This window comes from Acidovorax temperans, from assembly GCF_006716905.1.
Lineage (GTDB): Bacteria > Pseudomonadota > Gammaproteobacteria > Burkholderiales > Burkholderiaceae_C > Acidovorax > Acidovorax temperans.
The window spans coordinates 373,792-399,514 of the sequence record NZ_VFPV01000001.1 but is presented as its reverse complement, the minus strand read 5'-3'; the positions used below and the strand labels follow the sequence as shown (position 1 = coordinate 399,514).

25 protein-coding genes and 3 pseudogenes are annotated in these 25,723 nt (G+C 62.0%); 11 read left to right on the top strand and 17 right to left on the bottom strand.

All coding sequences use genetic code 11. The features are described from left to right. Nucleotides 1-73: 73 nt before the first annotated feature. The 7 genes and pseudogenes from BDD18_RS01945 to BDD18_RS01910 all read right to left on the bottom strand — a co-directional run. Nucleotides 74-388 (bottom strand): annotated as a pseudogene (locus BDD18_RS01945) (DUF2840 domain-containing protein); the annotation flags it as partial. Further along, nucleotides 385-657 carry a hypothetical protein gene (locus BDD18_RS01940; RefSeq protein WP_011516028.1) on the bottom strand — a complete coding sequence of 91 codons (273 nt, stop codon included), beginning with the start codon at nt 655-657 and terminating at the stop codon, nt 385-387. The gene BDD18_RS01940 and the pseudogene BDD18_RS01945, both read right to left, overlap by 4 nt. After that, nucleotides 654-1,292 carry a ParA family partition ATPase gene (parA, locus tag BDD18_RS01935; RefSeq protein ID WP_142081069.1) on the bottom strand — a complete coding sequence of 213 codons (639 nt, stop codon included), beginning with the start codon at nt 1,290-1,292 and terminating at the stop codon, nt 654-656. The genes BDD18_RS01940 and parA overlap by 4 nt, the downstream gene beginning before the upstream one ends. 253 nt (nt 1,293-1,545) lie before the next feature. Further along, nucleotides 1,546-2,403: a replication initiator protein A gene (locus BDD18_RS01925; RefSeq protein WP_142081067.1), complete on the bottom strand. Its 858-nt coding sequence runs from the start codon at nt 2,401-2,403 to the stop codon at nt 1,546-1,548. Between the two features lie 26 nt (nt 2,404-2,429). Continuing rightward, entirely contained in the window at nt 2,430-2,711 is a 282-nt protein-coding gene (locus tag BDD18_RS01920; RefSeq protein ID WP_003107109.1) for a helix-turn-helix transcriptional regulator, read from the bottom strand. A gap of 83 nt (nt 2,712-2,794) precedes the next feature. Further along, complete coding sequence (locus BDD18_RS01915; RefSeq protein ID WP_142081064.1) at nt 2,795-3,556, bottom strand: DUF2285 domain-containing protein; 762 nt, start codon at nt 3,554-3,556, stop codon at nt 2,795-2,797. A 309-nt stretch (nt 3,557-3,865) separates the two neighbouring features. Continuing rightward, entirely contained in the window at nt 3,866-4,216 is a 351-nt protein-coding gene (locus BDD18_RS01910; RefSeq protein WP_034008069.1) for a DUF2958 domain-containing protein, read from the bottom strand. 240 nt (nt 4,217-4,456) lie between these two features. Between BDD18_RS01910 and BDD18_RS01905 the strand changes: the two genes are divergently transcribed. Continuing rightward, nucleotides 4,457-4,762 carry a helix-turn-helix domain-containing protein gene (locus BDD18_RS01905; protein ID WP_142081062.1) on the top strand — a complete coding sequence of 102 codons (306 nt, stop codon included), beginning with the start codon at nt 4,457-4,459 and terminating at the stop codon, nt 4,760-4,762. A gap of 63 nt (nt 4,763-4,825) precedes the next feature. Here BDD18_RS01905 and BDD18_RS01900 read toward each other — a convergent pair whose 3' ends face one another. Then, nucleotides 4,826-5,140, bottom strand: coding sequence for a DUF736 domain-containing protein (locus BDD18_RS01900; protein WP_003107092.1), 315 nt, complete (start codon nt 5,138-5,140; stop codon nt 4,826-4,828). A gap of 800 nt (nt 5,141-5,940) precedes the next feature. Between BDD18_RS01900 and BDD18_RS01895 the strand changes: the two are divergent. Beyond that, nucleotides 5,941-6,461: pseudogene (locus BDD18_RS01895) on the top strand (GNAT family N-acetyltransferase). 207 nt (nt 6,462-6,668) lie between these two features. On the opposite strand, the gene BDD18_RS01890 reads toward BDD18_RS01895, so the two are convergent. The 3 genes and pseudogenes from BDD18_RS01890 to BDD18_RS01875 form a co-directional block, all read right to left on the bottom strand. Continuing rightward, nucleotides 6,669-8,696 carry a ParB/RepB/Spo0J family partition protein gene (locus BDD18_RS01890; RefSeq protein ID WP_142081060.1) on the bottom strand — a complete coding sequence of 676 codons (2,028 nt, stop codon included), beginning with the start codon at nt 8,694-8,696 and terminating at the stop codon, nt 6,669-6,671. A 77-nt stretch (nt 8,697-8,773) separates the two neighbouring features. After that, nucleotides 8,774-9,598, bottom strand: coding sequence for a DUF932 domain-containing protein (locus BDD18_RS01885; protein WP_142081058.1), 825 nt, complete (start codon nt 9,596-9,598; stop codon nt 8,774-8,776). A 768-nt stretch (nt 9,599-10,366) separates the two neighbouring features. Next, nucleotides 10,367-10,528 (bottom strand): annotated as a pseudogene (locus BDD18_RS01875) (ATPase); the annotation flags it as partial. 258 nt (nt 10,529-10,786) lie between these two features. Between BDD18_RS01875 and BDD18_RS01870 the strand changes: the two are divergent. From BDD18_RS01870 to BDD18_RS01850, 5 genes are read left to right on the top strand one after another with little or no spacing between them, the layout of a single operon-like run. Further along, nucleotides 10,787-10,978, top strand: coding sequence for a type II toxin-antitoxin system RelB/DinJ family antitoxin (locus tag BDD18_RS01870; RefSeq protein ID WP_094098537.1), 192 nt, complete (start codon nt 10,787-10,789; stop codon nt 10,976-10,978). Between the two features lie 28 nt (nt 10,979-11,006). Then, a complete protein-coding gene (locus BDD18_RS01865; RefSeq protein ID WP_142081054.1) occupies nt 11,007-12,299 on the top strand; it encodes a DUF2130 domain-containing protein in 1,293 nt (430 codons plus the stop codon). Between the two features lie 5 nt (nt 12,300-12,304). Further along, a complete protein-coding gene (locus BDD18_RS01860) occupies nt 12,305-13,633 on the top strand; it encodes an SIR2 family protein (RefSeq protein ID WP_211360650.1) in 1,329 nt (442 codons plus the stop codon). Beyond that, nucleotides 13,584-15,518, top strand: coding sequence for an ATP-binding protein (locus BDD18_RS01855; RefSeq protein ID WP_211360638.1), 1,935 nt, complete (start codon nt 13,584-13,586; stop codon nt 15,516-15,518). Before BDD18_RS01860 ends, BDD18_RS01855 begins: the two co-directional genes overlap by 50 nt. Before the next feature lie 24 nt (nt 15,519-15,542). After that, nucleotides 15,543-15,752, top strand: coding sequence for a KTSC domain-containing protein (locus BDD18_RS01850; RefSeq protein WP_142081052.1), 210 nt, complete (start codon nt 15,543-15,545; stop codon nt 15,750-15,752). 32 nt (nt 15,753-15,784) lie between these two features. On the opposite strand, the gene BDD18_RS01845 is transcribed toward BDD18_RS01850, so the two are convergent. From BDD18_RS01845 to BDD18_RS01835, 3 genes are all read right to left on the bottom strand, one after another. Further along, a complete protein-coding gene (locus tag BDD18_RS01845) occupies nt 15,785-16,087 on the bottom strand; it encodes a helix-turn-helix domain-containing protein (protein WP_142081050.1) in 303 nt (100 codons plus the stop codon). After that, a complete protein-coding gene (locus BDD18_RS01840) occupies nt 16,071-16,454 on the bottom strand; it encodes a type II toxin-antitoxin system RelE/ParE family toxin (protein ID WP_142081049.1) in 384 nt (127 codons plus the stop codon). Before BDD18_RS01840 ends, BDD18_RS01845 begins: the two co-directional genes overlap by 17 nt. A 139-nt stretch (nt 16,455-16,593) precedes the next feature. Then, nucleotides 16,594-17,796 carry a tyrosine-type recombinase/integrase gene (locus tag BDD18_RS01835; protein WP_142081047.1) on the bottom strand — a complete coding sequence of 401 codons (1,203 nt, stop codon included), beginning with the start codon at nt 17,794-17,796 and terminating at the stop codon, nt 16,594-16,596. 249 nt (nt 17,797-18,045) lie between these two features. On the opposite strand from BDD18_RS01835, the gene BDD18_RS01830 reads away from it, so the two are divergent. Together BDD18_RS01830 and BDD18_RS01825 are read left to right on the top strand one after the other, a co-directional pair. Then, the gene (locus BDD18_RS01830; RefSeq protein ID WP_142081045.1) at nt 18,046-18,672 is read left to right on the top strand and encodes a DUF6806 family protein; all 627 of its coding nucleotides are present in this window, start codon (nt 18,046-18,048) and stop codon (nt 18,670-18,672) included. A 114-nt stretch (nt 18,673-18,786) separates the two neighbouring features. Further along, nucleotides 18,787-19,311, top strand: coding sequence for a M48 metallopeptidase family protein (locus BDD18_RS01825; protein WP_067512151.1), 525 nt, complete (start codon nt 18,787-18,789; stop codon nt 19,309-19,311). 81 nt (nt 19,312-19,392) lie between these two features. Here BDD18_RS01825 and murI read toward each other — a convergent pair whose 3' ends face one another. Beyond that, the gene (murI, locus tag BDD18_RS01820) at nt 19,393-20,283 is read right to left on the bottom strand and encodes a glutamate racemase (RefSeq protein ID WP_066696930.1); all 891 of its coding nucleotides are present in this window, start codon (nt 20,281-20,283) and stop codon (nt 19,393-19,395) included. Between the two features lie 201 nt (nt 20,284-20,484). On the opposite strand from murI, the gene BDD18_RS01815 reads away from it, so the two are divergent. Next, nucleotides 20,485-21,792, top strand: a complete 1,308-nt coding sequence (locus tag BDD18_RS01815) for an IS4 family transposase (RefSeq protein ID WP_142081043.1) — start codon at nt 20,485-20,487, stop codon at nt 21,790-21,792. 78 nt (nt 21,793-21,870) lie between these two features. Here the strand turns inward: BDD18_RS01815 and BDD18_RS01810 are convergent, their stop codons facing one another. After that, a complete protein-coding gene (locus tag BDD18_RS01810) occupies nt 21,871-23,427 on the bottom strand; it encodes a fumarate hydratase (RefSeq protein WP_142081041.1) in 1,557 nt (518 codons plus the stop codon). A gap of 178 nt (nt 23,428-23,605) precedes the next feature. Between BDD18_RS01810 and fumC the strand changes: the two genes are divergently transcribed. Further along, on the top strand, nt 23,606-25,009 hold the full coding sequence (gene fumC / locus BDD18_RS01805; RefSeq protein WP_066694758.1) for a class II fumarate hydratase: 1,404 nt from the start codon (nt 23,606-23,608) through the stop codon (nt 25,007-25,009). Nucleotides 25,010-25,059: 50 nt separating this feature from the next. On the opposite strand, the gene BDD18_RS01800 is transcribed toward fumC, so the two are convergent. Beyond that, nucleotides 25,060-25,659 carry a TIGR00645 family protein gene (locus BDD18_RS01800; protein ID WP_066694760.1) on the bottom strand — a complete coding sequence of 200 codons (600 nt, stop codon included), beginning with the start codon at nt 25,657-25,659 and terminating at the stop codon, nt 25,060-25,062. Between the last annotated feature and the right edge of the window lie 64 nt (nt 25,660-25,723).

The window sequence follows — 25,723 nt, the reverse complement described above, 5'->3', positions numbered from 1 at the left end:
GATAGGTGGCCCCAAGAATGAGGGGCCGCGTTAGCGACCCCTTACAGCCGCTTTGAGCGGCTCACATCCCGAATGCCCCCGGCTTTGCCGGGGGATGGTTACCTGGCGTGCAAGCCTGCATCACCATGAGCTGCCAGCGAACAGTGCCGTAGTCGTTGGCCTGCCACCGGATGCGGCCCAACATGGCGCCCGGCAGGAACACTGCGCAGCGCCGCCAGCGGTCGAGCTGGTGCGTGCGCGCAGGTTCGCCGAAGCGCAGGTAGAGCTTGAAGCGCGGTTCGATGTAGGCCAGCGCCACGCGCGTCAGCGGCGCGCTGGCAGGCTGGCCGGAAGGTGCTGCGAGCGCAGCCGTGGCCGCGCCAGAGGCAGGCGAAGCGGATGCGGTCATGGGGTGTTCTCCCTGCGGTGCTCTGGAAACTCCCTTTCCAGCAGGCCGCGCAGCAGGTCGGCCACGGTCACGCCCTGCGTGAAGGCCGATACCTTGATGCGCGCCCGCATCGCGGGCGTGATGTCGAGGGTCAGACGGGCGGTGTAGAGGTCGCCCTTGTTAAGCGCATCGGCATCGCCCTGGCGAATCCACGCCTCGGCGTGCGGATTAGCCGGTGGACGCGCGCCGATGCCGACGCGCTTTGCGCGAGGTGGCGGCTTCGCTGTCATGTCGGCCACCGCAGCAGTTCTTCCACCAGCGCAGTGATTTCGCGCGCGGCGGTGCTGTCCGGCGCCGTCTCGCGTGCAAGCCGGCCAGCGGCCACGCTGTCGGCGAACACGATGCGCTGATGCACTTCCGCACGCAGCGCAGGAAGCGGCTGGTCGGCCAGCGCCTGGCGCGCTTCGCGCCCGATCACGGTGGTACTGACGCGCCGGTTGATGACGAAGGCCGCGCGCAGCGCGGGCCGAAACACCTGCGCTTCGCGGATCAGCGCCACCATCTCGGCGCTGGCCCACAGGTCGTAGGGACTGGGCTGCACCGGGATCAGCACGCGCTCGGCCGACAGAAGCGCGGAGCGCGCCAGCGCCGCGATGCGCGGCGGGCCGTCGATGACGACGTGATCGGCCCGCTTGGCGACTTCTGGCGCCTCTTGGTGCAGCGTTTCGCGTGCGAGGCCCACGGCGCTGAACAGCCGCGGCAAGCCTTGTTGGCTTCTGCGCTGTGTCCAGTCCAGCGATGAACCCTGCGGGTCGGCGTCCAGCAGGACGACGTGCTGGCCGCGCATCGCCAGCTCGCCGGCGATGTGCGTGGCGAGCGTGGTCTTGCCCACGCCGCCTTTCTGGTTGAGCAGAGCGACGATCATGGCGCGGCCCTCCGTGTTGGAAAGCCGGGCTTTGGCTGCTGCGCTTGTGGCCGCGTGGTGGTTGTCCACCGCAACGGCGTTTCTCTACTAAAAGTTAGAGAAATTAAGTTAGGGAAGTTAGAGGGCGAACAAACCCAATGCTGGCGCGGGTTTGCGGCCGATCGGCACGCCTGATAGCACGATAGTCCCACGCCTGATAGCACGATACCCCGCACGCCTGATAGCACGACACCATCCACAGGCTTTCCCGGAGTTATCCCCGTGCCGTCTGCGGCACGGGCCGGAAGGTCAGCAGCTCCATGCCGTTGTCCGGCATCCGCTCGATGCCCAGGACGTAGCCGGGCAGCGATTGCCGCGCGACCAGCGCGCGCAGGTCGCAGGCGAAGTCGTAGGGCTTGGCGGTGCTGCCGGATTTCTGGTGCAGGTAGCGGAAGTCGAACTGCCAGCCGTATGCCTGCTTGCCGCCGTGCTTGCGCACCAGGCGGTACAGCCACCGCTCGATGCCGCCGGTCAGCCGGAAGTACGCCGGGTCGATGGTCAGCACCAGGGCGGCGTCGAGCACGCCGGCGTAAAACCAGTCCGGCAGGATCAGCTCGATGCCCAGCGGCGTGCCGCTGGCATCGGCCAGTTCCTTCCATTCGTTGATCCACGAGAAGCGGTGCAGGCGCCGCCCGGTCGTCTCGCGGATGGACGTGGCCACCGTGGTCGATTGCAGCCGGTCGAGCGCGGCCTTGAGGCGCTGGTAGTCGCGCAGCGACTTGCCGCGCCCGATGAAGCGCAGGATTTCGTAGGGCGTGGCGCGCATCAGCCGCGACGGGCGCAGGCCCGCGTCCTTCGCCTCCACGATCTGCGAGGCCGCCCATATCAGCACGTCCGCATCCCAAATCGTGGCGATGCCGTGCTCCTGCGTGCCTTCCACGCGGATCGTCACGTTGCCCGCACGGAAGTCGATGGGCTTGACCCGCTTGGACTTGCCGAGCGAGAAGAACGGATAGGCCATCAAGTCCTGGCTGTCGCGCGGCGCCATGTCGCCGGGCAAGGCGCGGAACAGGTCGAGCTGTTCGCGCTCCTGCAACGGCCGCTGCCGCATGGGCAGCGCAGTGCTGGACATGGCGATGGCCTGCCGCGCGCCGCCGATCAGCGCGCACGGCTGTCGGCCGAGTGGTGCTCGGCGTATTCGGGGTCGGAAGTCGTCTCGAAACTGCGGTCGGCGGCCCAGGCATCGAGGTCGGCCACGGCGTACATGACGCGGCGGCCGAACTTGCGAAAGCGCGGGCCGCCGCCGATCACGCGCTGCTTTTCCAGCGTGCGCGGCGACAGGCGCAGGTACTCGGCGGCTTCGTCGTTGGTGAGATAGCGTTGGGGCTGTGCGGCAGCGGTCGAGACAGTGGCGGCAGGCCGCAAGGGAGCGGGACGCATGGTGTGAACCTCCATCGGTTGAAAGCGCCCGGTCACACAGCGCGACCGGATGGAGGCAGTCTCAGAAAACCAAGCTGTCCTGCTCAGGGCCGTTTTGCGTCGTCCTCAAAACGACCCTTCTCAAGCGGCGGAAGCTGTGCTAGGTGGCGATAGCCGCCGCGCATCAGCGCATCGCCGCGCCGCACCAGGCGGCGCACCTTCGAGCGCAGCCCGCCATCGCTGTACCAATCGGCTGCGGCATCTACGCCGAACAGTCCTTCCGCGACTTCACGCAAGGACGCGCCCGCCAGGGTCGCGTCGAGCGCCTGCAAGCTGTGCAGTTCCAGCAGCGCGGTAGGTGTCGGCCTGGGCTTGGCGGCCGCCAGTGCCGCTTGGAGCGCATGACCGCGCGTAGGCGCGGCAGCCTCGCCGCGGTGGGCATAGGCCACGGCCATGCCGTCCTCCAGGCCGGCCGCGAGCGCGAAGCGCAGGCAGTGGCCTGGGCTGCGCGCGATCAGCGCCAGCCCTTTGCCGTCATGGAGCAGTTGCTTGTGACCGGGGATGCGCCAGAACGCGAAGGTCGCCGCATCCTGTGGCGGATCGACATCGGGGTAGAGCTGTACCACGGCGGCATGGCCGGGCAGCCAGGCCGGATGCGCGTCGCGCGCATCGAGCGCCGGGTCTTCCAGTAGGCGCAAACCCCAGCGATGCGCCGTGTCTGGCCCGCGATGACGGCGAAGCCAGTCGAGCCGGTAGTCCGGATGCCTGCGCAAATACTCCCAAGCGAGCGCGAGCGCATCCAGCCAAAAGACATACAGGTATGCGGCAGTCGGATACCAATGCGCGAGGTGATGAGGATTGACCATGACGCCTCCTCCTGCGAACAGGACTCGCCGCCACGGAAGAACTACGCGCTACATCGCCATCGTCAGAGCGTCGTGGGTTAAAAAGGCGAATGGGGTTGTCAAGACCGATTGGCTCCGATGCGTTGCGATATTCGTCTCAATGATGCGGCGGCAGCGCCCCGAACTTGGAGTGCTGCACAGGCCAGCCTGCCGCAGCCCGCGCTGGGCATCATGTCTATTTGGATCAGACTGGTGGGGCTACGCTGCAAGAATGCTGATTAAGACCTGCCCGGTATGACGCCAGACTGAAAAAGTCACAGTCGGCCGTATTCAGTCCGGGATCGCGCCGTCGCGCTCGGCCAGCCGGGTGTACTCCGATAGCGTGCGTGTGGGGCGGAAATAGCGGTCGCGCAGCACGGGCTGCTGGCGCGGCCCGACGATGCCGGCCAGCTCGGACAGCTTGACGGTTCCCTGCGCCGGCATCCCGATTCCCAGGTCGATGAGACCCCAGGCGGTATCGCCATCGGCGGGATCGAGTGCGGCCAGCAGCCAGGTCACATGCGCGTCCGGCGTGAACAGCCGCACCACAGGCACCGGGTCGATGGCCCGGCCAGCGGCGCGGGCCTCGCCGTTGGCGAGCAGTTGCGCGCGCTCCGGGACGGTGGCGAGTGGCTGGGGCATGGTCGGCAATCCCACAAATCCAATGATGCACGGATGCGGTTTCACGTTGAAGCGCAGAACCGCCAAACCGGATTTACGCCTTCGTGCGCAAGCACGGATGCGCTTGCGTGGCTTTGCTGGAACCCGCCGATGCGGATTTCCGTAAAGGCACAAAAACGGAGAACACCAAATGAACACTATAGATTGTAGCTCTATAGGGTGCAATGGGATGTCATCTTGGTTTTTGAGAGGAAACCATAGGTGGCGGCTGGGAACTCATTGGCGAAGGCGTTGAAGACAGTCAGAAAGGCGCGTGGCTTGAGCCAGGAAGCCTTCTCTGACGTGTCCAGCCGCACCTATATGAGTACCCTGGAGCGCGACCTCAAGAGCCCGACTCTGAATAAGCTGGCCGAGCTGTGCGAGGTGATGGAGATCCATCCGCTCACGCTGCTGACGCTGGCCTTTGCGGGCGACAGCCCGCGCAAGGCCGACGAGCTGCTGGCGCAGGTGCGCCGGGAGCTGGAGGCGGTGTTGAGCGAACGCGATACGGCGAAGCCGCGCGCGTGATGCGGTGATGTGCTGCTATTAGCAGCGCAGCGCCCCGCCGCGATGGGCGGGGCGCTGCGGCGGTCACGCCGCCTGGGGCTTGCTGCGCGACCAAATCAGGTCGTGCGTGCCGTCCTCGCCTTCGATCAGGCGGGCATAGACCGGAGCCGGGAACGAAGGATCGTCGAGGGTCACGGACTTGTATTCCCGCCCGGCCTCGCTGGTCTTGTTCCACGCCGCGCCGATGTCGTGGCCAGCGGCCTGGAGGCGGAAGTCGGGAGCGTTCTCGCTGCTGCCCTTGTCGTTGGGAACCAGCTTGACCTTGACGTTGAGCGTCAGGGTGCGCAGCGTGCCGGTGAAGCCGTCTTTGTCGGTGGTGAAGGTGCCGATGTTGGCCATGATGTTTTTTCCTTTCGGTTGAACAAGGTTCGCGCCCATCGCGTCCTTGTTGTGATCCGGCCGGCGGGGGGCGGGCTGGCTGCACCGCTTGCGGTCGCAACGCAGTGGAGAGCCGGGAGGCGAAAAGAATTTGGCCCGCGAGGAATGCGCGCAGCGCAGGGGAAATTGTTTTCGCCGGACGGTTGCAGCCATAAGCCCGAGGCGCAGCCGCGCCCCCGCCAGGATTCACAACGAGACAAGGACGCCTTGGGCCGGACCGCTCCGAAAGGAGATGGGGCCGACTCGGCATCCCCGCATGAAGGCTTCTCCGGCTCGCCCACTGACGCGGGCCAGGTCAACCACCCGACGACAAGCGAGAACGCCCCCGCCGCACCTTGCGGCGCCGCTCTTGAGGCGTGGCGTGGAAGCTCCATAGCGATGCCGGGCGGGTTGTCCGTGAACCGTCCTTCGTGACGTGATGGGCAGGAACCGCCAGCGTTGAGGACGGCACGCACCTGCACAACCTGTCGCAGCGAGCGCCAGCGTGTTCGCCAGCGCCCGTCCATCGCGGCGGGGCGCTGGACGGGCCGATTCGGCCGCATCGAGGGGCGCCAAGCATCGCGCGGCGGGGATAGCCCGCAGGACTTTCCCCTGGAGGCAAGCGAAGCGCGCAGCGCCGCAGGCGCGAAGGCGTGAGGGATTGAAGCCGAATGGCCGTGACGGCAAAGGCGGCACGGGGCGCAGCCCGAAAGCCCGGCGGCGCTGTGCGCCGACACGCCCAGGCCGTTCTATATTTTCAGGAAGCAATCGAAGACAAGCCCATGACCCTCCAGCTCCGACACGAAACCCCGGACGACATTGCCGCCATCGAGGCCGTGACCATCGCCGCGTTCGCTGATGCACCACACACCAGCCACACCGAGCAATTCATCGTGCGCGCCTTGCGTGCCGCCAACGAACTGACGCTTTCCATCGTGGCCGAAGAACATGGGCGCGTCGTCGGTCACGTCGCGCTGTCGCCAGTAACGATCACCCATGAGCACGGGCGAAAGACCGAGGGCTGGTATGGGTTGGGGCCGATCTCCGTCCTGCCGCCAAGGCAGGGGCAAGGCATCGGTTCGCGCCTGATGGAACAGGCGCTGTCTGAACTGCGGGCTATGCAGGCCGCAGGCTGCGTGCTGCTGGGCGATCCAACGTACTCTACACGCGCTTTGGCTTCCAGGCCCATGCGCGCTTGCAACTGCCGGGCGTGCCGCCCGGCTATTTCATGGCGCTGGCCCTGCATGGGACAGTGCCGGAAGGCATCGCGCACTACAGCGATGCCTTCAACGCCGCCGCCTGAGCCAGCGCGAAGGCGGCGGCGTTTTGATTCGACTATTGGCCTTGAACACTGGGCGCGGTCACTGTCGCACCCGGATTTCGCGTCCACCGCGCCCAGGGCGGAACGGCCTGGGCGCGGTGCTGATCGCGGTTATTCCTTCGTCTCGATGCGCCACCACACAAAGCGAAGCGCCCCGGTCGAGGCCGGGGCGCTTGCCTTCGGCGCGGGTCAAGCGGCCAGTGCCTCGGTATCCTCCGGGGCGTCCTGCTCCGGGCCTTCTTCCTGCGCGGCCTCCTGCGGGCCTTCGGCCTTGAAGATGGCGGGCATCCAGCCGGTGCCATCGGCCAGCCGCTCGGCCTCGCTGGCAATGTCGGCCTTCTTGAGCTTCGCCAGCCGGGTGATGGATTCCGGTGCAAACGCGCTCACGGCATCCAGAATCACAGCCTTGGAAACGTGCTTGAAGTAGCCTTCTGCGGTCGGCTTCCACCATGCGGCCATGTCGAGGCCCACGGCCTGCGCCAGTTCCTTGCCGGGCTGGTGCGGCACGGCACGGGGCGTCACCACGTCCACCGTGGAAGCCACGCACACGGCCAGCAGCCGCACCAGTTCGTCTTGCGACTTCGCCAGCAACGCGGCGAACAGTTCGGCGCTGTCCTCCGGCAAGGCTTCGCCTACCACCTGTTGCAGTTCGCGCAGCGCCACGGCGGCGGGCGATTCCGGCCAGTCCGGGGCCATGCCTTCCAGCCGGTCTTGCGCAGTGAGGCGCACGCCGAGCGGCAGGCCGTCGCCGTAGGCGTCGGGCTGCAAGACGGTCTGCACCATGCCATGCACCAGCGCGGCCAGCGCGACCTGCGGATGCCGGGCGACTTCGATTTGCAGCGCCGCCGTGCGATGGGCGCTCAACCGCTGCGCCAGCCGGTCGGACAGGCTCGCGGCCTTGGGCGCGTCGTCGGCGTCCTCGTGCTCGTCGTTGGCGGCTTCGCCTTCGGTACTGCCGAAACCGCGCCGCAGCTTTTCCAGCGTGCGCAGCGCCTTCGCCTCGGCTTCGCGCAGCAGGCCGCGATGAATGACGGCCTCACCGTTGCGGTCGATGGTGACGATGGCACCGGCCACCTTGCGCACCTCGGGCGCATAGCCTCGCAAGGCGTCCTCCGCGTCTTGCAGTTCCCCGATCACCTGATCGCGCCGCTGTTCCAGTTTCTCGGCCTTGGCCTCGTCCTCGGCGTCGCTCGCGTCTTCCAGTTCGGCGTCGATCTTTTCAAGGCGGTTTTCCAGCGAGGCGATGCGGCGGGCCTCGCGGGTGGTCGGCTCGCGGCGGTTGCGCGGGGCGTTCTGGAACGCCTGCCGTTCTTCGTAGGCCAGATGCGGCACGGCCTCCACCCACGCCCAGCCCTCGGCGCGCACGTCCTCGGCCAGTGTTGCCAGCTTGTCGCGCACCAGCGTTTCCAGCACTGCGGTATCGGTGAGGTAGGTTCCGGCATCGCCCTCGGCGAACAGGTCGCGGCGGATGCCGCCGCCTGCCGCCGTGTAGGCGTCCAGCCCGACGAAGCGCACCAGCGCATGCGTGGCGTCGATTTCACGCTCGGTCAGGCGCTCGCGCAGCTTGGACGGGCTGCGCTGCCATTCCGGCGCACCAAAGAACGCGGCTTCCTGCGCGGCGTGGTCGTCGGTGATGGTCAAGGCCATCAACTGTTCCAGCGTCACGCCACCGGCGCGATAGTCGGCCATGAGGCGCGGCGAGACATTCGCCAGCTTCAAGCGGCGCTGCACCACCAGCGGGGACACGCCGAAGTCGGCGGCAATGTCCTCGACGAGGCGTCCTTCCTTGACCAGCGCGGCGAAGGCCGCGAACTGGTCGGCGGGGTGCATGTTCTCGCGCTGCACGTTCTCCGCGAGGCTGACGGTGCGGGCCGAAGCATCGGCCACCAGCAGGCACGGCACTTCGTAGTCGGCGGGGATGCGCTTCTTCTTCGCCAGCAGCTTCAAGGCGGTCAGGCGGCGGTCGCCTGCGACGACTTCGTATTGCTCCCCATCGGCGGACAGGATGACGATCAGGTTTTGCAGCAGGCCGATGCGGGCAATGCTCGCGGCCAGTTCGGGGATGGACTGGCGCGGGGTCGTGCGGACGTTGCGCTTGGAGCGGCGCGGCAGCAACTGCGAGAGGGGAACCAAGATCAGGTTCTTGGTCGGGTCGGCCACTTCCAGCGGTGCGGCGGCTTCGATGGCGACGGCTTCGGTTTTGAGTACGGCGTTCATGGTGATGACTCCTTGCGGTTGGGATGCAGCAGCGAGAGAAACGGCAAGGGCTGCTGCCTGCCCCTGCCGCGTGGGATTCAGGCTTTCAACTGGCGCAGGCCATCGGCCAGCAGCCACAGGGCGCGGTTCAGGCGCACGTTCTGGTCGATGCCCTGCACGGGTCGGGTGGTCTGGCGGCGGCCATTCGCGGCGCGGGCGGACAGGCCGCCTTTGGTCAAGTTCTCCTGCGTGCGGTTGAACACGCTCCACAGGTCGCGGCGGTCGTCGTCATGGCGGCGCGGCATCAGGATTTGCGATTCCGTGATGGGCGCGGGCCTGTCCTCGTCGTACTTCAACGCCAGCGCAGCACGGGCGAACACTTCCGATTCCCCGGCGTCCAGCGTGATGGCGCGCATAGCATCGCGGGATTCCTGCGCCCGATCGAAGCCGTGCAGGACTTCGTAAGCGCCTTCGATGACGTGCCCGGCTACGTCGCCCTTGTGCGGCACGCGCACGTCGGCCACGGTGTCGCCGCAGACAAGGCCATTGCTGCAAACGAAGCGGAACATTCCGGCCAGCATCTGATAGCTGCTGGTGCCGTCATGGGAGTTCAGCAGGATGATTTCGTTGGCCTCGCGGCCGTTGATCTGGCTGGCGTGGCGCAGCCGGATCATGTGCTTGGTGTAGTCGCGGCGGTCGTCATGGCGCACGCGGGTTTGCGTCACCATGAAAGGCTCGAAGCCTTCCCCGCGCAGTTCCTGCAGCACGGTGGCGGTGGGGATGTAGCTGTAGCGTTCCGAGCGGCTTTCGTGCGGGGCCTCCGCGAAGATGGACGGGGCCACGGCCCGGATTTGGTCATCGGACAAGGGACGTTCCGAACGCAGCACCGGGGAACGGGAAGCGAAGCGGGATGCGAGTTGCATGGCATTTCTCCTGACAAAGAAAAAAGGGTTTGCTGTTCACCGCACACCGGATTCCTAGATTCGGAGCCCAGCCTTTCGGCTGTTCGGTGCGGTCGGCACGAGGAACCCGGTTGGCCCTGTTGCCACCGTCTTTCCTGAGTTCATCGCCCGCGACGGTCAGGAGCGCGCGGACGGGGGCCGTCAAGGAGACAAGCGCAGGGTTGGTGCGGCCCGCAGGCGCAGCCGAGGACACGGCCCTGCGCGCCTTGACGGCCCCCGGCCGCGGGCTACAGTCGCGGACAAGGTGATGGAGTCAGGGAAGACGGCTGGACATGGCAACGGCCGCCTCGATGTGCAGACCGCACGGCAAGCGAAGCGCGCAGGCCCGAAGCTGGAAGCCGGGCCGGAGGCGTCAGCCGAGCGGAGCGAGGGAACGATGGAAGCCCGTCAGGGGCGAGACGCCGCAGGCGGCTCGATGCGCCACGCGCATGACAGCGCGACCGGCCATGTTTCTTGGCCGGGGACGCCCATGCAAAAGCGAAGATGCAGCGTGGATCTTCCGTACCGAGCGATGAACTGCCACGGTTTCGGTGTTGCCGCGCCGGCGCAGCCGGGGCGGCGGTCTTGCAGGGGCGCCAAGCGAAGCGCGGCGGGGATGTGCCGAAGGCACTTCCCTTGGAGTGCAAGCGCAGCGCGCAGCGCCGCAGGCGCGAAGTCCCGGCACCAGGACACAGCAGAAAAAAGGTGCGCCGCCCCGCAGGGCAGCGCACCGGATGAAACCAGGCGCGATCAGTTCGCCGCCGTCATCGTCTGCAACTGCTCGATCACGCCGGGTTCGACGAAGACGCACGGTTGATTGGCCGCAATCGGCGCGTTGAACACCTGGGCGAACACCTCGCGTTTCAGGTGCGCCAGGCGCCCCGTCCGGTAAGCCTGTTGGGGCTTCATGCGGGAAGCATTCGACGGCGAAGGGAACAGCAAGACCGCCCCACAGCCACACCCTCGCAGCCCCGCCGTTGGCAAGCGGAGCGCGCAGGCCCGCGAGGGCCGAAGGCGTCAGGGGTCAACGCCGGATGGCCGCGACTCGGGACGAGGCGCGGGGCGCAAGCCCGCGAACCCGACGGCGGTACGCCGGGACGCCCCCGCGGATTGGTTACACGATGGCACAAATGGGCTACGATGTGGCTACACTTTTTTAGAGTCTGTTTCATGGCAAGCAGTGATGTCGTTCGCGCCCGGATTGACAAAGAGATCAAGGAGGAAGCCAGCAATGTCTTATCCGGAATGGGGTTGTCGATTTCGGATGCGATTCGCATGCTGCTAACACGCATCGCGACCGATAAGGCTTTGCCTTTCGATCTGAATCGTGTCGCTTCTCCGCTGAAGCGCAAGTCTCCATGAGTATGCGAAATATCTATCAGGACTCGCGATGACAGAGCCAACGATCATTTGCCCAAACTGCAAGACCGAAATTCGGTTAACAGAATCCCTTGCAGCTCCGCTTATTGCTGCGACACGTCAGCAGTACGAACAACAAATCGCACAAAAAGACTTAGATTTCGCCAAGCGCGAACAAAGCCTGCGGGAAAAGGAAAAACAGGTTGCCGAGGAAAAACGCGCTCTTGATGACCAAGTTGCAGATCAGGTTGCAGCACAACTAAAGACCGAGCGCGCACGAGTCATAGCTGATGAAGCCAAGAAAGCGAAGCTCGCGAGTGCGGCAGAGTTGGACGCGAAAGCACGTGAGCTAGTTGAGCTTCAGGAGGTGTTGAAGTCACGCGATGAGAAGTTGGCCGAAGCCCAAAAGGCGCAGGCTGACTTGATCAAGAAGCAGCGCGAACTCGACGATGCCAAACGCGAACTGGAATTGACTGTTGAGAAACGTGTTCAAGAGGGCTTGACCGAAGTGCGCGCTATGGCACGGCGAGAGGCCGAAGATGGTTTGAAGCTCAAGGTAATGGAGAAAGATCAAACCATCGCGTCGATGCAACAGAAGATCGAGGAATTGAAGCAAAAGGCAGAGCAAGGCTCTCAGCAACTGCAGGGCGAAGTCCAGGAAATGGATCTTGAAAACCTGCTGCGCGCGAAATTCCCATTTGACTCTATCGAGCCTGTTGCAAAGGGAGAGTTCGGTGGTGACGTGCTGCAACGTGTGATCAGCCAAACTGGACAACCAAGCGGCGAAATACTCTGGGAGTCAAAGCGAACCAAGAATTGGAGCGACGGCTGGCTCTCCAAGTTGCGCGATGATCAGCGAACTGCCAAAGCGGAGGTGTCGGTTCTCGTGAGTCAGGTATTGCCAAAAGGCATAGAAACTTTTGATGTTATTGATGGTGTTTGGGTAACCAGCCCACGGGCGGTTCTGCCAGTAGCAACGATACTCCGCCACACTCTGCTTCAGGTGAGCATGACTAGGCAGGTCAGCGAGGGTCAGCAAACCAAGACCGAAATGGTTTATCAGTACCTAACGGGACCGCGATTCCGTCATCGCGTGGAAGCGATCGTTGAAGCATTCTCCTCGATGCAGCAAGACCTAGATAAAGAACGAAAGGCCATCATGAAGCAATGGGCGAAGCGTGAGGAGCAGATCGAACGTGTGATGGGCGCCACTGTTGGTATGTATGGGGATCTGCAAGGCATAGCAGGTAAGTCACTGCAGGAAATCGAAGGCCTGAGCCTGGTGGCTCTGCCCGGCCCAAATGATGAAGAACAAGGAAGCTGAAAGCCGTGACTCAAAATTCAAATACGAGTGATGCGCCAGTCCCATCACCTGCTGATGTTGTGCCTGCAAAAACAACGCCTTTACCCGCCATACACGACGCAGCGCAGCAGGCACGAAATCTTCGGCTGGTACTTCAAGACGACAAGCAGCGCATAGGTTGTTTCCTTGGGGCTGGCTGCCCTCTAGGTGTCTACGATGCCGAAGGAAAAAGTAGCATCGTGCTGATTCCAGCGGTTGTGGAATTGACGAAGCGTATTGCTGGTGGGCTGTTGTCGGCAGATGAAGCATCTGGAGCTACGTCGAAGTTCAAGAAACACTGGGACGCATTGTGTGAAGAATGCAAACCAGCAGATGGCAAAGACCCTACCGTAGAAGACGTGCTGACGGAATTGCGTACTTTGGCGAATCGCCGAGGAAGTGCGGAAATTTTGGGGATGACGAAAAAGGACTTGAGCGACCTTGACGAGAAAGTTTGCGCGTTAATCGCAACGGAAATACGGAAGCCATTGCCCGTGTATCGCAACGCGTACAACCGTTTTGCGTCTTGGATCGGCGGGGTATACCGAAGCTCACCTGCTGAAATATTTACTCCCAACTACGATGTTCTCTTCGAGCAGGCATTTGAGCAGCACCCGCTCCCACACTTCGACGGATTTGTTGGTTCGCACAAGCCCTGGTTTGATTTGGCCTCGATCGAGCACGACGTTATCCCCTCCAGATGGACGAGGTTGTGGAAGCTCCACGGATCAATCAATTGGGAGAAGAGCGAAGAGATCGTAAATGGGGCGAAGGTAACCCGCGTCGTTCGTGTGACCCGTGAGGCAGAGGCGGGTAAGGTCATGATCTTTCCATCTCATCTCAAATATGACCAAAGCCGTCGCATGCCATACCTTGCGATGCTTGATCGACTAAGAGCCTTCTTCCATGGGAAAGATGCCCCTAGGTTAGTGGTGTGTGGATATTCTTTTCTTGACGATCACTTGAATGAAGTCTTGCTTGATGGGTTGAGAGGGAATCGCAATGCCCAGTGCTTCGCGCTGATGTATTCAGGGCTTGGACAGCACTCTAGAGCTGTGGACTATGCAGTAAAGCAAAGCAATCTCACCGTTCTTGCTTGGGATGGAGCGGTCGTAGGAACACGAGTAGGCCGATATCGACCTGGAACCATTGGTGGCAATGAGCACACCCCTTGGCTCACTGAAGAAGAGACCGAGGTTGAGGATGGTTCCAAAGAGCAGCAACCACGCAGCCGTTTAGGCGATTTCCACTACTTTGGCCTTTTTCTTGAACAGCTTTGCGGCGGGGGCACTCACGATGCACAACCAGCCGGGTAACCCAGACCCATCACGGCTTGGAACCGTTGAAGATGTCAACGGTTCGAGTGTGAGCGTGAAGCTCTCAGAGAGCACGCCTGGCGGCCTTCTTTTTGTTAACGGGGAAGCATACCGTGTTGGACAAGTTGGAGGGTTTGTTCGTATTCCATCAGGATATGTCGATCTGTATGGAGTGATATCTCAGGTCGGTGCCGGAGCTGCACCTGGGCCGCCCGAGCTTGCTCCTCAGCTCGGCAATCGGTGGCTCAGAGTTGAACTTGTTGGCCAAGGGAGAAGGGGAACAAAGTTTGAACGAGGCATAGCGCAGTATCCCTCTATCGGCGACTCGGTTCACGTAGTCACTGAGTCGGATTTGAAAACTGTGTACGCGCCGGGGGATGATGATGGATACGTCGCCATAGGACGCGTTGCGAGTGCCGAATCAATCCGTGCGTACCTGGACATGAATCGCCTTGTTACTCGTCACTCGGCTGTTGTTGGGAGCACCGGCTCCGGAAAGTCGAATGCCGTTGCAAATCTATTGGGAGCAGTTTCTGACCAAGCACGCTTCAAGTCTGCACGCGTCGTACTGTTTGACCTCCACGGGGAGTACGCAAAGGCTTTTGGCGATCAAGCCAAGGTATTTAGAGTCGGAGCCGATACGACCATAGGTGAGCGCGAGCTGCATGTCCCATTTTGGGCGCTAACGGCCGAGGAATTCATTTCCATAACGATGGGGGCAGCCTCAGGGACGCCTCTGACCTTGCTGCAAGAGAAACTGCTATCAAGCAAGCGCTCGTCAAAGGCAGCAGGTGTTGCACATGGCCTGCCAGATCTCACGGTCACGATTGACACCCCGCTGCCGTTCTCTGTTTACCAACTCTGGCATGATTTGTATTCGCTACATTGCGCGACCCACAGCGTAAGTAAGAACCAAAACCAGACTGAGGCTACGCGCACATATATCGAGGAAGGCGCGCCCCCAGTCAAAGCAGTTGGCGATGGCGACCAACTTGTTCGTCCGAGGTTTCGTCCGCTCAAAGACGAAAAGAATGATCCTGACAAGGTGTATGCGGGAATCTACGGTGACTTACCGCGTGGCCACCTTGATAGTTTGGAAAGCAAACTTCGAGATCCTCGCATGCAGTTTCTGTTTCGTCCCGGCCAGTGGGCACCCGACAAAGACGGAACAACGGCCGCTGATCTTGACGCGTTGCTTGAGGCGTGGATAGGCGCAGATAAGCCAATCTCTGTTTTCGATTTATCAGGTATTCCTACCGCTGTTGTGGATGACTTGGTAGGGGCCGTGTTGCGAATTTTGTATGACGCAATCTTTTGGGGTAGAAATAAGCAAGAAGGTGGTAGAGAGCGGCCTCTTCTCGTCGTTCTTGAAGAGGCTCATGTATACCTTGGTCCTCAGTCAAAGAATAGAGCTGCAATTGCAGCGCGACGCATAGCGAAAGAGGGGCGGAAATACGGCGTTGGCTTGATGTTAGTTAGCCAACGGCCATCCGAAGTGGATACCACAATTCTTTCTCAATGCGGTACGGTTGTCGCCTTGCGTTTAACCAACGATTCTGATCGATCCCAAGTCACATCCTGCGCATCGGACAATCTCAAAGGGCTCTTTTCAATGCTTCCAGTTCTCCGAACTGGTGAGGCATTGATCGTGGGCGAAGCCGTCAATATGCCAATAAGGGCAATCATTGACCGTCCACCTGAGGGTCGGCGCCCGGAAAGTGACGATCCTATGGTCGTTGTGCCCAAGGGGGAAGGCGGCAAGCGTATAAGGTCTGGCGGATGGACCGAACCTGTTAAAGATGAAAATTACAAGCCTCTAGTCGAGGCTTGGCGCAAGCAAGATCCCAATGCTGGTACAGAACAGGCAGTGGATTCAGAAACCTAATTTTCAACCGAAGGAGACGACACTATGGAACGCGCCCCAGTCACTTCAAGCAACATCAGCTCCATTGGCTATGATGCCGACAGCCAGATACTAGAAATAGAGTTCAATAATGGATCTGTGTACGAATACTCAGGGGTTCCTGAGGGCGAGCATGCTGGGCTTATGAACGCGGACTCCAAAGGGACGTACTTCAATGCCAACATTAAGAATCGGTATCCCTTTTCGAAACACTGATGGCAGCCGCGGTCAGTAGATACGAATAGGTATCAGATGATGGCTTGCAAGCCCTTGTCAGCGATGACGTTGAGCAGCTTGAGCGCCGGGCCGGTGGGGTGAGTTTCACCTTGCTCCCACTTGCGCACGGTCGAGGCCGACGTATGCAGGTGGAGTGCGAACACCGGCTGACTGAACTTCAAGGTTTCGCGCAGGCGCTTGATATCCGCCGCGCCAAACTCCCGCACCGGCGGCGGGCAGATCGCGTCGAACTCGCGCATCGTCACCTTGCCGATCGCTCCCGCTTCGTGGAGCGCCGCCAGGTCGCCGCGCAACGATTCAATGATCTTGCTCACAATGCACCTCCACTAAAACACCCGACTGCAACGCCTTCGACAAGGCCTCGGCAGACAGTTCCAGAAACACCTTGCCTGCGAATTGCAGCGCCTTCTTCTCGTCCTGCGTGATGTTCGCCTTGTCGCTCTTGGGGAACCCATGCAGGAACACATAGCGGTCGCCAATCCTGGCCGACAGCAACGTGCGATAGCCGCCGCTCTTGCCGCCACCGGGGCGGGCCACCCGCTTCTTGTAGAGGGAGCCGCCCAAGTCCGCGTCGATCAGACCGCTTTCCATCTCCGTGACCGCCTTGCACAAGGCGGCATCGGGCAGCTTCTCGCCCGTCTGCCACCGAGCAAAATCCTTCCGCTTAAGGATGCACATCATCTCGACCTCCAAACTATACCCGAAACGGGTACACTTTTCCAGTCCCCGGTATGGCTCCCAAGCTGAAGGAGTAACCCACCCGATTGTCGTGTCACCGTCACGACAATCGGAGCAGACAGGGCGGGATGCTGGCCGCCGGTCATGCGGCCACCTGTTCCGGTTCCTGGCGTGCGCTGACAACCGACTTGCGGCGGTTCGCCACCAGTTCGGCGGCCTTGCGCACAGGGTCATCCTCGGTGTGGACGTAGCGCATGAACATCGCCACGGTCTTGTGCGCCGTCAGCGCCATGCCGACCTTGACCGGGATGCCCGAATTGGCAATATCGGTCGCCGAGCGATGGCGGATGCCGTGGGTGCCGACCTTCGGCACGCCAGCGCGATCGAGGATGCGCCGCCATGCTTGGTAGTAGGAATGGGGACCGAGCGCCTTGTCGTGATCGAGGATGGCCGGGCAGACGTAAGGCGACTTGCCGTACCGCGGCGCGTTCGTCAGTAGTCGGCGGGCTTCCTCGCTCAACGGCTTGGACATATCGCCCGTCTTGCTGTCCGGCCAGACGACTCGGCCGTTGGGCAGATCGAGCCAATCCCACTGCAACAGCAGGATCTCCGACATGCGCGCCGCGAACTCGAATTGCAGCCGGACGGCCAGCAGGTAGATCGGATGCTCCAACTTCTCGGCCTCGGCCTTGTCGAGGTAGGCGAACAGGCTGACCATCTGCTCGTCGGTGATGAGGCGGGTCGAGCCTTTCTCCGGGTACTTGGGTACGTGGCGGCATGGGTTCGAGCCGTCGGGCCGGTAGCCCCACAGCTCTGACAGGTTGAACATCTTGCGAGCGAGCGACAGCACGCGGTTGGCCTGCGTGGGGGACTTCTCCATGCGCTTCATCAGCGCGGTGATGTCGTGGCGCGTGACCTCGTGAACCTTCTTGCTGCCGAAGGCAGGGATGACGAAGCTGTCGATTTGGTACTGGTAGCCGTCCTGCGTGCTCGGCTTGTTGTGCGGCTTGGAGTGGTCTTCCATGAACCGGCCGCACAGCTCTTTGACCGTCGGCGCCTTGCGGGCCTCGGCCTTGTCGTGTCCGGGGTCGCCGCCGCGCCGGACTTCGGCCAGCCAATCTTGCGCCAGCGACCGTGCCTGTTCGACAGTCAGCTCGCCGAACTGGCCGAGCGCCGGCTTGCGCCGCACACCGGAGTTCGTGCGGTACTGAAGCATGAACACCTTGCGGCCTGCTGGTGTAACCTTGCACAAGAAGCCCGGAACGATCGTATCCCGGAGTTCCACGTCGCAGGTCTTTGGTTGTGCAGCGTCAACCGCGGTCTTGGTTAGTTTGATCTTCGCCATGATGTGCTCCTGAAAGGCCCCGATTTCCAGGAGCCGGCCAAGAGCCAAGCGAAGGAGAACCGGGGCGGTTTGCGTCGCGCACCGGGATATGATCTAAGGCTTGGCCTCGAAGGAAAACCCGCCATAGCAAGCTGTATCCAAGCCCAGCATTACCCGGTGCGGAACACATGCTCAGGCTTAAAATCCGCCGCTTCCTGAAAAGGGGCGTGCCGGTTCGACCCCGGCTCGGGGCACCATTACGATTCAATCATGTCAAGTTATAACGCTCCCTTCGAAATTCATGTCCACGGGCAGGTGCAGTTGCGGGCAGATGCCAGTTTCGAGCAACTGCAGGATGCCTTGAAGCCTTTGTGGAAATATGCAGGAGCGCGTTCTCTCGCTGACGGCGCTACCAGTGCCTATGAAGAAGAACCTGGCATCAAGTTCGACCCTAAAGAGCACCTTCTGCAGATTTGCTGGACCGTGCGGGGCGATGAAGATTTTCGCCAGACACTCGACGAGATGTGCATGAACCTCAACGAGCTTTGCGAAACAGGAGCTGCCTTGGAGGTGACCTTCTACGACGCAGAGTTTGAAGAAGAGGACGGTCAAGACGGCGCCGAATCCCGCGACGATTTTGTGATGCTTTTTGTTGGGCCCACACCGGCTGCCATCATGCAAGTGCAGCGCGATCTGCTGGTGCAAGACGTGGTGAACATGATGGAGCGCCACTTTGATGGCGCTGAGCTGGGTGGCGTGGTCGCCGAGATCGACAAGCTGTTCACGCAGCGTTTTGATGCGTTGGTGAATTCGCTGGAAATTGGCAAGCCCCCAAGGGGCCCTGGTGGCTCTGGCAGTGGGCACGGCGGTGGTCGTCGCCCCCGCCATCTGCATTGAGACCCTGGCTGCAGGTGAAAAGACGCGGGCGTTTTGGGCGCTCGGGTAAGGCCTTTCACAAAAATGGCCTGCCTGCGCAATGTTCCAGGGCGCTGCCATTGTTTTTAGTCATCCATGGCTTCTGATCTTCCGTATCTGCGCGCCTACCCTGTGGCGCTGCAGGAGCAGGCACGCGATTTGTTGGAGCAGGGGCAACTGGCAAACGTGCTGCTGCGCAAGTATCCCCAGCCCCACAGCGTACGCAGCGACAAGGCCTTGTACGACTACGTACAAGAGCTGAAGACTCGTTACTTGCGCAACGCTGGTACGGTCAACAAGGTGCTTTTTGACAACAAGATCCACGTGGTGCGCAATGCCTTGGGCTTGCACACTGCGGTCTCGCGGGTGCAAGGAAGCCGCCTTGCGGCCAAGCATGAGATTCGCATCGCCTCGATGTTCAAGCAGGCTCCTGATGAGTTTCTGCGCATGATCGTGGTCCACGAATTGGCTCACCTGCGTGAAAAGAACCACGACAAGGCGTTTTACCAGTTGTGCAGCCACATGGAGCCGCAGTATCACCAGTACGAGTTTGACCTGCGCCTGTACCTCACACACATGGACCACGCAGGTGCCCGGTTGTGGGGCGATGAGCTTGTTTGAATTTGTTGGTTGATTGCTATAAAGTTAATAGCTTGTGGCGCTTATTCATCAAGCGCTTGAGCCACTTTTTATCTATATTTTTCAGCGCACTGATACGGACCGGCAGTGTTCCGTTGGCAGGTTTAGCCAACGCTTGGCAGCCGCTTCCATCATGGCCACTGGGCCTGTGGTCAGCAGGAGTACGGAAGGAGTAACGTCCGCACTTTCCTCGGAGAGGTTGCCGCCAGCGGAGCCTGCTGTTTGCAACAAGCCTGCAGCGTCGAGCAGGCGCTTGGTTTGGCGAGCAACAGGTTCACCGGTTTCTATGAACTGCACGTCTGGGCCCACCAGCGTGCGCAACTCGTGGGCTACGAAAATATAGTGGGTACAGCCCAGAACCAAGGTATCCATTTCCCCTGGCGCTGTACCAAAGGCACCCATGGCATTCACATAACGTTTGCACAATGCGCCCGTTTCAGTGCTTTCAACTGGGTAGGAGGCTGGGGCTACAGGCAATGCCACGCTGCGTTCGATGGCGTGTGCGAGCCCATCGCAGGGTTGCACCACAAAATGGGCTTGATCGGCCAATGAAGCCATCAGCTTGCCAAATTTGGCACTGGTGAGCGTACCGCGGGTGCCGATCACGCCCACATGCCCAGTCTTTGTGACTGCCAGAGCCGATTTGATAGCGGGCTCCAGCCCCACCAGGAGCAGGTCGGGATGGCTACTGCGCACTTCATGGATGGCCGCCGCCGTGGCGGTGTTGCAGGCCACCACCAGCGCTTTGATGTCGTGTTGCTCACGCAGGTACTGGGTGATGGCGTGGGTGCGTGCCGCCACAAAAGCGTCGCCGCGCTCGCCATAAGGGGCGTTGGCGCTATCGGCCAGGTACACAAAACGTTCGTGGGGCAGGGCTGCCAACAGCGCTCGCAGCACGCTCAGCCCGCCGACGCCGCTGTCAAATACACCGATGGGAGAAGAAGCCTGCGGCATCGTGAACCAAGCTCTGGCAGTGGGAAAACCGGGATTGTAGGAAAGACGAGGAGCCTGCGCGGAAACGCCAGCTTGAATCAGGATGTCAGTCACTATGCAGAAATGAAAAAACCGCCCGAAGGCCAATGCCAGTCAGTTAAGCCCGCAGGCGGCTTGATCCAGTAAAAGGGAGCGTGTTCAACACGTTCCCTTTTTTGCTTGATGAGCCTGCTTGCAAACGCCTTGCGCCAGACCCTGCCCCGAGTACCTGATCGCCTCGAGCAGCTCAGCGCGTTGATAGACCCCACCTGGATCGCACAGGCGCTGGGGACCAGCGGCAAGGCCTCCATCCGCCGGCGCAAGCTGCCTGCCGAACATGCCGTGTGGCTTGTGATCGGACTGGCGCTGTTTCGCGACCGGCCACTGTGGCAGGTGGTGCAGCAGCTGGATTTGAGCCTGGATGGACAAGCGCCGCCCGCACCGAGCGTCAGCGTGCAAGCCCGCCAGCGCCTGGGCGAGGAGCCTTTGGCCGAGCTGTTCGCTCTACTGACCCAAGCCTGGAGCCGTCCTGCGGTGAATGTGCGCCAGCCACTGCGCGTACTGGCTGTGGATGGTGTGGTCTGGTCGGCCCCGGACACCCCTGAGAATCGAGTCGAACTGGGCAGCTGCAGCAACCAGCATGGCCTCTCGCCCTGGCCGCAGATCCGCGCCACTTGCCTGATGGACACACACAGCCACGAGATGCTTGATGCCAAGCTCGGCGCCATGGACTGCGGCGAATTGAGCCTGGCAGCGCAGTTGCGCGGCGAGGATCACTCGGTGACCCTGTTTGACCGGGCGTACTTCTCGGCAGCGTTCTTGTTGGACTGGCAGGCTGCGGGTACGCAGCGCCACTGGTTGATGCGCGCGCGGGACAATCTGCGCCATGAGATCGTCCAGCAACTGGCGTGCGGCGATGCGCTGATCCGCATGCCGGTGTCCCCACAAGCGCGCAAGGCACACCCGCATCTGCCCAGCCACTGGCAGGCACGCCTGATCGAGGTGAGCGTGGGTGGACGGCTGCGCCGCTTCATCACATCCTTGCTGTGTCCCCGCACGCATCCGGCGCAGGAGCTGGCCGAGCTCTACCACCAGCGCTGGGAGATCGAGTTGGGGTTCCGGGAGATCAAGCAGACCCTGCAGGAGGGTGAGCCGGTGCTGCGCAGCAAGCAGCCCGCGCTGGTGCGCCAGGAGCTGTGGGGCGTGCTGATCGCCTACACGCTGCTGCGCCGCTGGATGCGCGAGATGGCAGTGCACGTCCAGGTCGAGCCCCAGCGCATCAGCTTCCATACGGCCAGCTACGCCATCGTGAACTTACTGGCGGTCCCCAGCCTGGACTCTGCCGGCACCTTGCCCAAGCAGTTGGCAGCCCTGTTGGCGCAATCGCGACACTTCGTGCTGCGGCCACGCCGCACTGGGCGCAGCTTCCCAAGGGTCGTCAAAAAACGCGCTTCCAAATTCCCAACGAAAAAAATGCCAGTCAGCTCTTAACTGACTGGCATTGGCCCGAAGGCGGCTTTTCAAGATACGGCCATGCGCCAGGCAAGAGCACTTGGCCGTCTGTGCGTGTCAGCCTGCAGCCACTTCAATGCCCTTGAACTCGCCCGAGGCAATGCGCTTTTGCCATTCGGCCGGGCCGGTGATGTGGGCGCTGGTGCCGCCAGAGTCCACGGCCACGGTCACCGGCATGTCCACCACTTCGAATTCATAAATGGCTTCCATGCCGAGGTCTTCGAAGCCCACCACCTTGGCGGTCTTGATGGCTTTGGAGACCAGGTAGGCGGCGCCGCCTACGGCCATGAGGTAGGCCGACTTGTGCTTCTTGATGGCTTCAATGGCAACCGGGCCGCGCTCGGCCTTGCCCACCATGGCGATCAGGCCGGTCTGGGCCAGCATCATCTCTGTGAAGCCATCCATGCGTGTGGCGGTGGTCGGGCCTGCGGGGCCCACGGCCTCGCCCTTCACCGGGTCCACAGGGCCCACGTAGTAAATGATGCGGTTGGTGAAGTCCACAGGCAGCTTTTCGCCCTTGGCCAGCATGTCCTGGATGCGCTTGTGCGCGGCATCGCGGCCGGTCAGCATCTTGCCGTTGAGCAGCAGCGTGTCGCCGGGCTTCCAGCTGGCGACTTCTTCCTTGGTCAGGGTGTCGAGGTTGACCTTCTTGCTCTTGTTGTAGTCGGGCGCCCATTCCACGTTGGGCCACAGGTCCAGGCTGGGGGGCGTGAGGTACACGGGGCCCGAGCCGTCCATCACGAAGTGGGCGTGGCGCGTGGCGGCGCAGTTGGGGATCATCGCAATCGGCTTGCTGGCCGCGTGCGTGGGGTACATCTTGATCTTGACGTCCAGCACGGTGGTCAGGCCGCCCAGGCCTTGCGCGCCGATGCCCAGGGCGTTGACCTTTTCATACAACTCCAGGCGCAGCTTTTCGACATTGTCGAGTTCGGCCCCGCTGGCTTGCTTGGCCTGCAGTTCGTACATGTCCAGGTCGTCCATCAGACTTTCCTTGGCCATGAGCACTGCTTTTTCAGCCGTGCCGCCAATGCCGATGCCCAGCATGCCGGGCGGGCACCAGCCAGCGCCCATGGTGGGCACGGTCTTGAGCACCCAGTCCACCACGTTGTCGCCGGGGTTCAGCATGTACATCTTGGACTTGTTCTCCGAGCCGCCGCCCTTGGCCGCCACGGTGATGTCCACGGTGTTGCCGGGCACGATCTCGGTGAAGATCACGGCGGGGGTGTTGTCCTTGGTGTTCTTACGGGCGAACTGCGGGTCGGCCACGACCGAGGCGCGCAGCGTGTTGTCGGGGTGGTTGTAGCCACGGCGTACGCCTTCGTTGATGGCGTCATCCAGGCTGCCGGTAAAACCTTCCCAGCGCACATCCATACCCACCTTCAGGAACACGTTGACGATGCCGGTGTCCTGGCAGATGGGGCGGTGGCCAGTGGCGCTCATCTTGCTGTTGGTGAGGATCTGGGCGATCGCGTCCTTGGCCGCTGGGCTCTTTTCGCGCTCGTAGGCGCGGGCCAGGTGGGCGATGTAGTCGGTGGGGTGGTAGTAGCTGATGTACTGCAGCGCACCAGCGATGGATTCGATCAGGTCTTCTTGGCGAATGGATGTCGTGGTCATGGCGGGAAGTTTGTGGGGATGAAATCGACAGCCTTCGATTATCCCTCCGTGGGCTTGCGTGGTTCTGTCAGGGTTATCTGGTCGCTTGCATGCCTGCTTTGAGCCACGGGCTTGTGCGCCATGGGAGCGACTGGTTATGCTGAGTACCGTCTTTCACTCGCAAGCCAGGATCCCGCACATGACACTGCACAACGGCAAAGCATCGGCCTACCGCACGGAGCGCGACACTTTTGGCCCCATCGACGTGCCTGCTCGGCGCTTGTGGGGGGCGCAAACCCAACGCTCTTTGCAGCACTTTGCCATCTCGGGTGAGCGTATGGCCCCTGAACTCATCCGGGCGCTGGCCCAGGTCAAGCGTGCCAGCGCGTATGTGAACCACAGCCTGGGTTTGCTGGATGCCACCCGCACCACGGCCATCGTGGCGGCTTGCGATGAAGTGATGGCTGGCGCGCATGAAGAGGAATTTCCTCTGGTGGTCTGGCAGACCGGCTCGGGCACCCAGACCAACATGAACATGAACGAGGTGCTGGCCAACCGGGCGAGTGAATTGCTCGGTGGCCCGCGTGGGGAAGGCCGCCTGGTGCACCCCAACGACGACGTGAACAAGAGCCAGTCGAGCAACGACGTCTTTCCTACTGCGATGCACCTGGCGGCGGTGGATGCGCTGACCCACAAACTGCTGCCCGCCCTGCATGCGTTGCGCATGACGCTGGCCGCCAAGGCTGAAGCGTTTGCCGACATCGTGAAGATTGGCCGCACTCACCTGCAGGACGCGACTCCGCTGACTTTGGGGCAAGAGGTATCTGGCTGGGTGGCACAACTAGACCATGCCGAGCGCCACGTTCGCGCAGCCATGCCCCACTTGTGTGAGCTGGCCTTGGGCGGCACGGCCGTGGGCACGGGCTTGAACGCCCCGGCGGGCTATGCCCAGGCCGTGGCCAAAGAACTGGCTGACTTGACCGGGTTGAACCTGGTGACGGCACCGAACAAGTTTGAAGCCCTGGCCAGCTGCGATGCCCTGGTGCAGGCTCACGGCGCGCTCAAGGGGCTGGCGGTCAGTTTGATGAAGATTGCCAACGATGTGCGTTGGCTGGCCAGCGGGCCGCGCAGCGGGCTGGGCGAGATCACCATCCCGGAAAACGAGCCTGGCTCGTCCATCATGCCCGGCAAGGTCAACCCGACGCAGTGCGAGGCCATGACCATGCTGTGCGCTCAGGTCATGGGCAACGATGTGGCGATTGGGGTGGGTGGGGCGTCGGGCAATTTCGAACTCAACGTGTTCCGGCCCATGGTGATCCACAACTTTTTGCAGAGCGTTCGCCTGCTGGCCGATGGCATGGTCAGTTTCGACAAGCACTGTGCCTCGGGCATTGAGCCGAACCACGAACGGATTGAAGCGCTGGTCGAGCAGTCTTTGATGCTGGTGACTGCGCTCAACCCCCATATTGGCTATGACAAGGCTGCCGCCATTGCCAAGGCGGCCCACCAGCAAGGAATCAGCTTGCGAGAGGCCGCTCTGGCCTCGGGCCATGTGACGGCCCAGGAGTTCGACGCCTGGGTCGTGCCGCGCAATATGGTCTGATAGAAGGAATCGCCCCGGGGCGTTCAGCGATGGTCCGGGGCGTCAGCGGTTCAATGCGAGTCTCTGGGGTGCGACATCAATCGGTCGGTCAGCGCAATCGCCAGGGCGCTCAGCAAGAACACCACATGAATGATGGTCTGCCACATCAGCACCTTGAGGTCATAGTTGGCCGCATTGATAAAGGTCTTGAGCAGATGGATGGAGCTGATGCCGATGATCGCCGTGGCCAGCTTCACCTTGAGCACCGACGCGTTCACATGGCTCAGCCACTCGGGCTGGTCGGGGTGCTCTTCCAGGTGCAAGCGCGACACAAAAGTCTCGTAGCCGCCCACGATCACCATGATCAGCAGGTTGGAGATCATCACCACGTCGATCAGCGCCAGCACCACCAGCATGATGATGGTCTCGTTGAGCGCAGTGACTTCGAAGTCACTCTTGTAACCAATGCTGGCAACCAGTTGCTTCAGGGCGGCGGTGTTGCCGAATGCGGCTTCCACCAAGTGAACCAGCTCGACCCAAAAGTGAAAGACATACACCGCCTGCGCAAGAATCAGCCCCAGGTACAGCGGTAGCTGCAGCCAGCGGCTGGCAAAGATGAGCGAGGGCAGGGGGCGCAGTGGAGCGCTGGTTTTATGCTGGGATTTGGACATGCGAACCTGCGTGAGGCAAGAAAGTTAAGGGGCAAAAAGCGAACGTGCGATTCTAGGGGCGCTC

Excerpts from the sequence above, each read along its gene's own strand:
- BDD18_RS01830 (WP_142081045.1), top strand. The coding sequence starts at position 18,046 with ATGTCAAGTTATAACGCTCCCTTCGAAATTCATGTCCACGGGCAGGTG.
- BDD18_RS01810 (WP_142081041.1), bottom strand. The coding sequence starts at position 23,427 with ATGACCACGACATCCATTCGCCAAGAAGACCTGATCGAATCCATCGCT.
- BDD18_RS01915 (WP_142081064.1), bottom strand. The coding sequence starts at position 3,556 with ATGGTCAATCCTCATCACCTCGCGCATTGGTATCCGACTGCCGCATAC.
- BDD18_RS01815 (WP_142081043.1), top strand. The coding sequence starts at position 20,485 with ATGAGCCTGCTTGCAAACGCCTTGCGCCAGACCCTGCCCCGAGTACCT.
- BDD18_RS01840 (WP_142081049.1), bottom strand. The coding sequence starts at position 16,454 with ATGATGTGCATCCTTAAGCGGAAGGATTTTGCTCGGTGGCAGACGGGC.
- BDD18_RS01920 (WP_003107109.1), bottom strand. The coding sequence starts at position 2,711 with ATGCGTCCCGCTCCCTTGCGGCCTGCCGCCACTGTCTCGACCGCTGCC.
- murI (WP_066696930.1), bottom strand. The coding sequence starts at position 20,283 with ATGCCGCAGGCTTCTTCTCCCATCGGTGTATTTGACAGCGGCGTCGGC.
- BDD18_RS01835 (WP_142081047.1), bottom strand. The coding sequence starts at position 17,796 with ATGGCGAAGATCAAACTAACCAAGACCGCGGTTGACGCTGCACAACCA.
- BDD18_RS01910 (WP_034008069.1), bottom strand. The coding sequence starts at position 4,216 with ATGCCCCAGCCACTCGCCACCGTCCCGGAGCGCGCGCAACTGCTCGCC.
- BDD18_RS01890 (WP_142081060.1), bottom strand. The coding sequence starts at position 8,696 with ATGAACGCCGTACTCAAAACCGAAGCCGTCGCCATCGAAGCCGCCGCA.
- BDD18_RS01925 (WP_142081067.1), bottom strand. The coding sequence starts at position 2,403 with ATGTCCAGCACTGCGCTGCCCATGCGGCAGCGGCCGTTGCAGGAGCGC.
- BDD18_RS01870 (WP_094098537.1), top strand. The coding sequence starts at position 10,787 with ATGGCAAGCAGTGATGTCGTTCGCGCCCGGATTGACAAAGAGATCAAG.
- BDD18_RS01800 (WP_066694760.1), bottom strand. The coding sequence starts at position 25,659 with ATGTCCAAATCCCAGCATAAAACCAGCGCTCCACTGCGCCCCCTGCCC.
- BDD18_RS01940 (WP_011516028.1), bottom strand. The coding sequence starts at position 657 with ATGACAGCGAAGCCGCCACCTCGCGCAAAGCGCGTCGGCATCGGCGCG.
- BDD18_RS01900 (WP_003107092.1), bottom strand. The coding sequence starts at position 5,140 with ATGGCCAACATCGGCACCTTCACCACCGACAAAGACGGCTTCACCGGC.
- BDD18_RS01850 (WP_142081052.1), top strand. The coding sequence starts at position 15,543 with ATGGAACGCGCCCCAGTCACTTCAAGCAACATCAGCTCCATTGGCTAT.
- BDD18_RS01885 (WP_142081058.1), bottom strand. The coding sequence starts at position 9,598 with ATGCAACTCGCATCCCGCTTCGCTTCCCGTTCCCCGGTGCTGCGTTCG.
- parA (WP_142081069.1), bottom strand. The coding sequence starts at position 1,292 with ATGATCGTCGCTCTGCTCAACCAGAAAGGCGGCGTGGGCAAGACCACG.
- BDD18_RS01865 (WP_142081054.1), top strand. The coding sequence starts at position 11,007 with ATGACAGAGCCAACGATCATTTGCCCAAACTGCAAGACCGAAATTCGG.
- BDD18_RS01825 (WP_067512151.1), top strand. The coding sequence starts at position 18,787 with ATGGCTTCTGATCTTCCGTATCTGCGCGCCTACCCTGTGGCGCTGCAG.
- fumC (WP_066694758.1), top strand. The coding sequence starts at position 23,606 with ATGACACTGCACAACGGCAAAGCATCGGCCTACCGCACGGAGCGCGAC.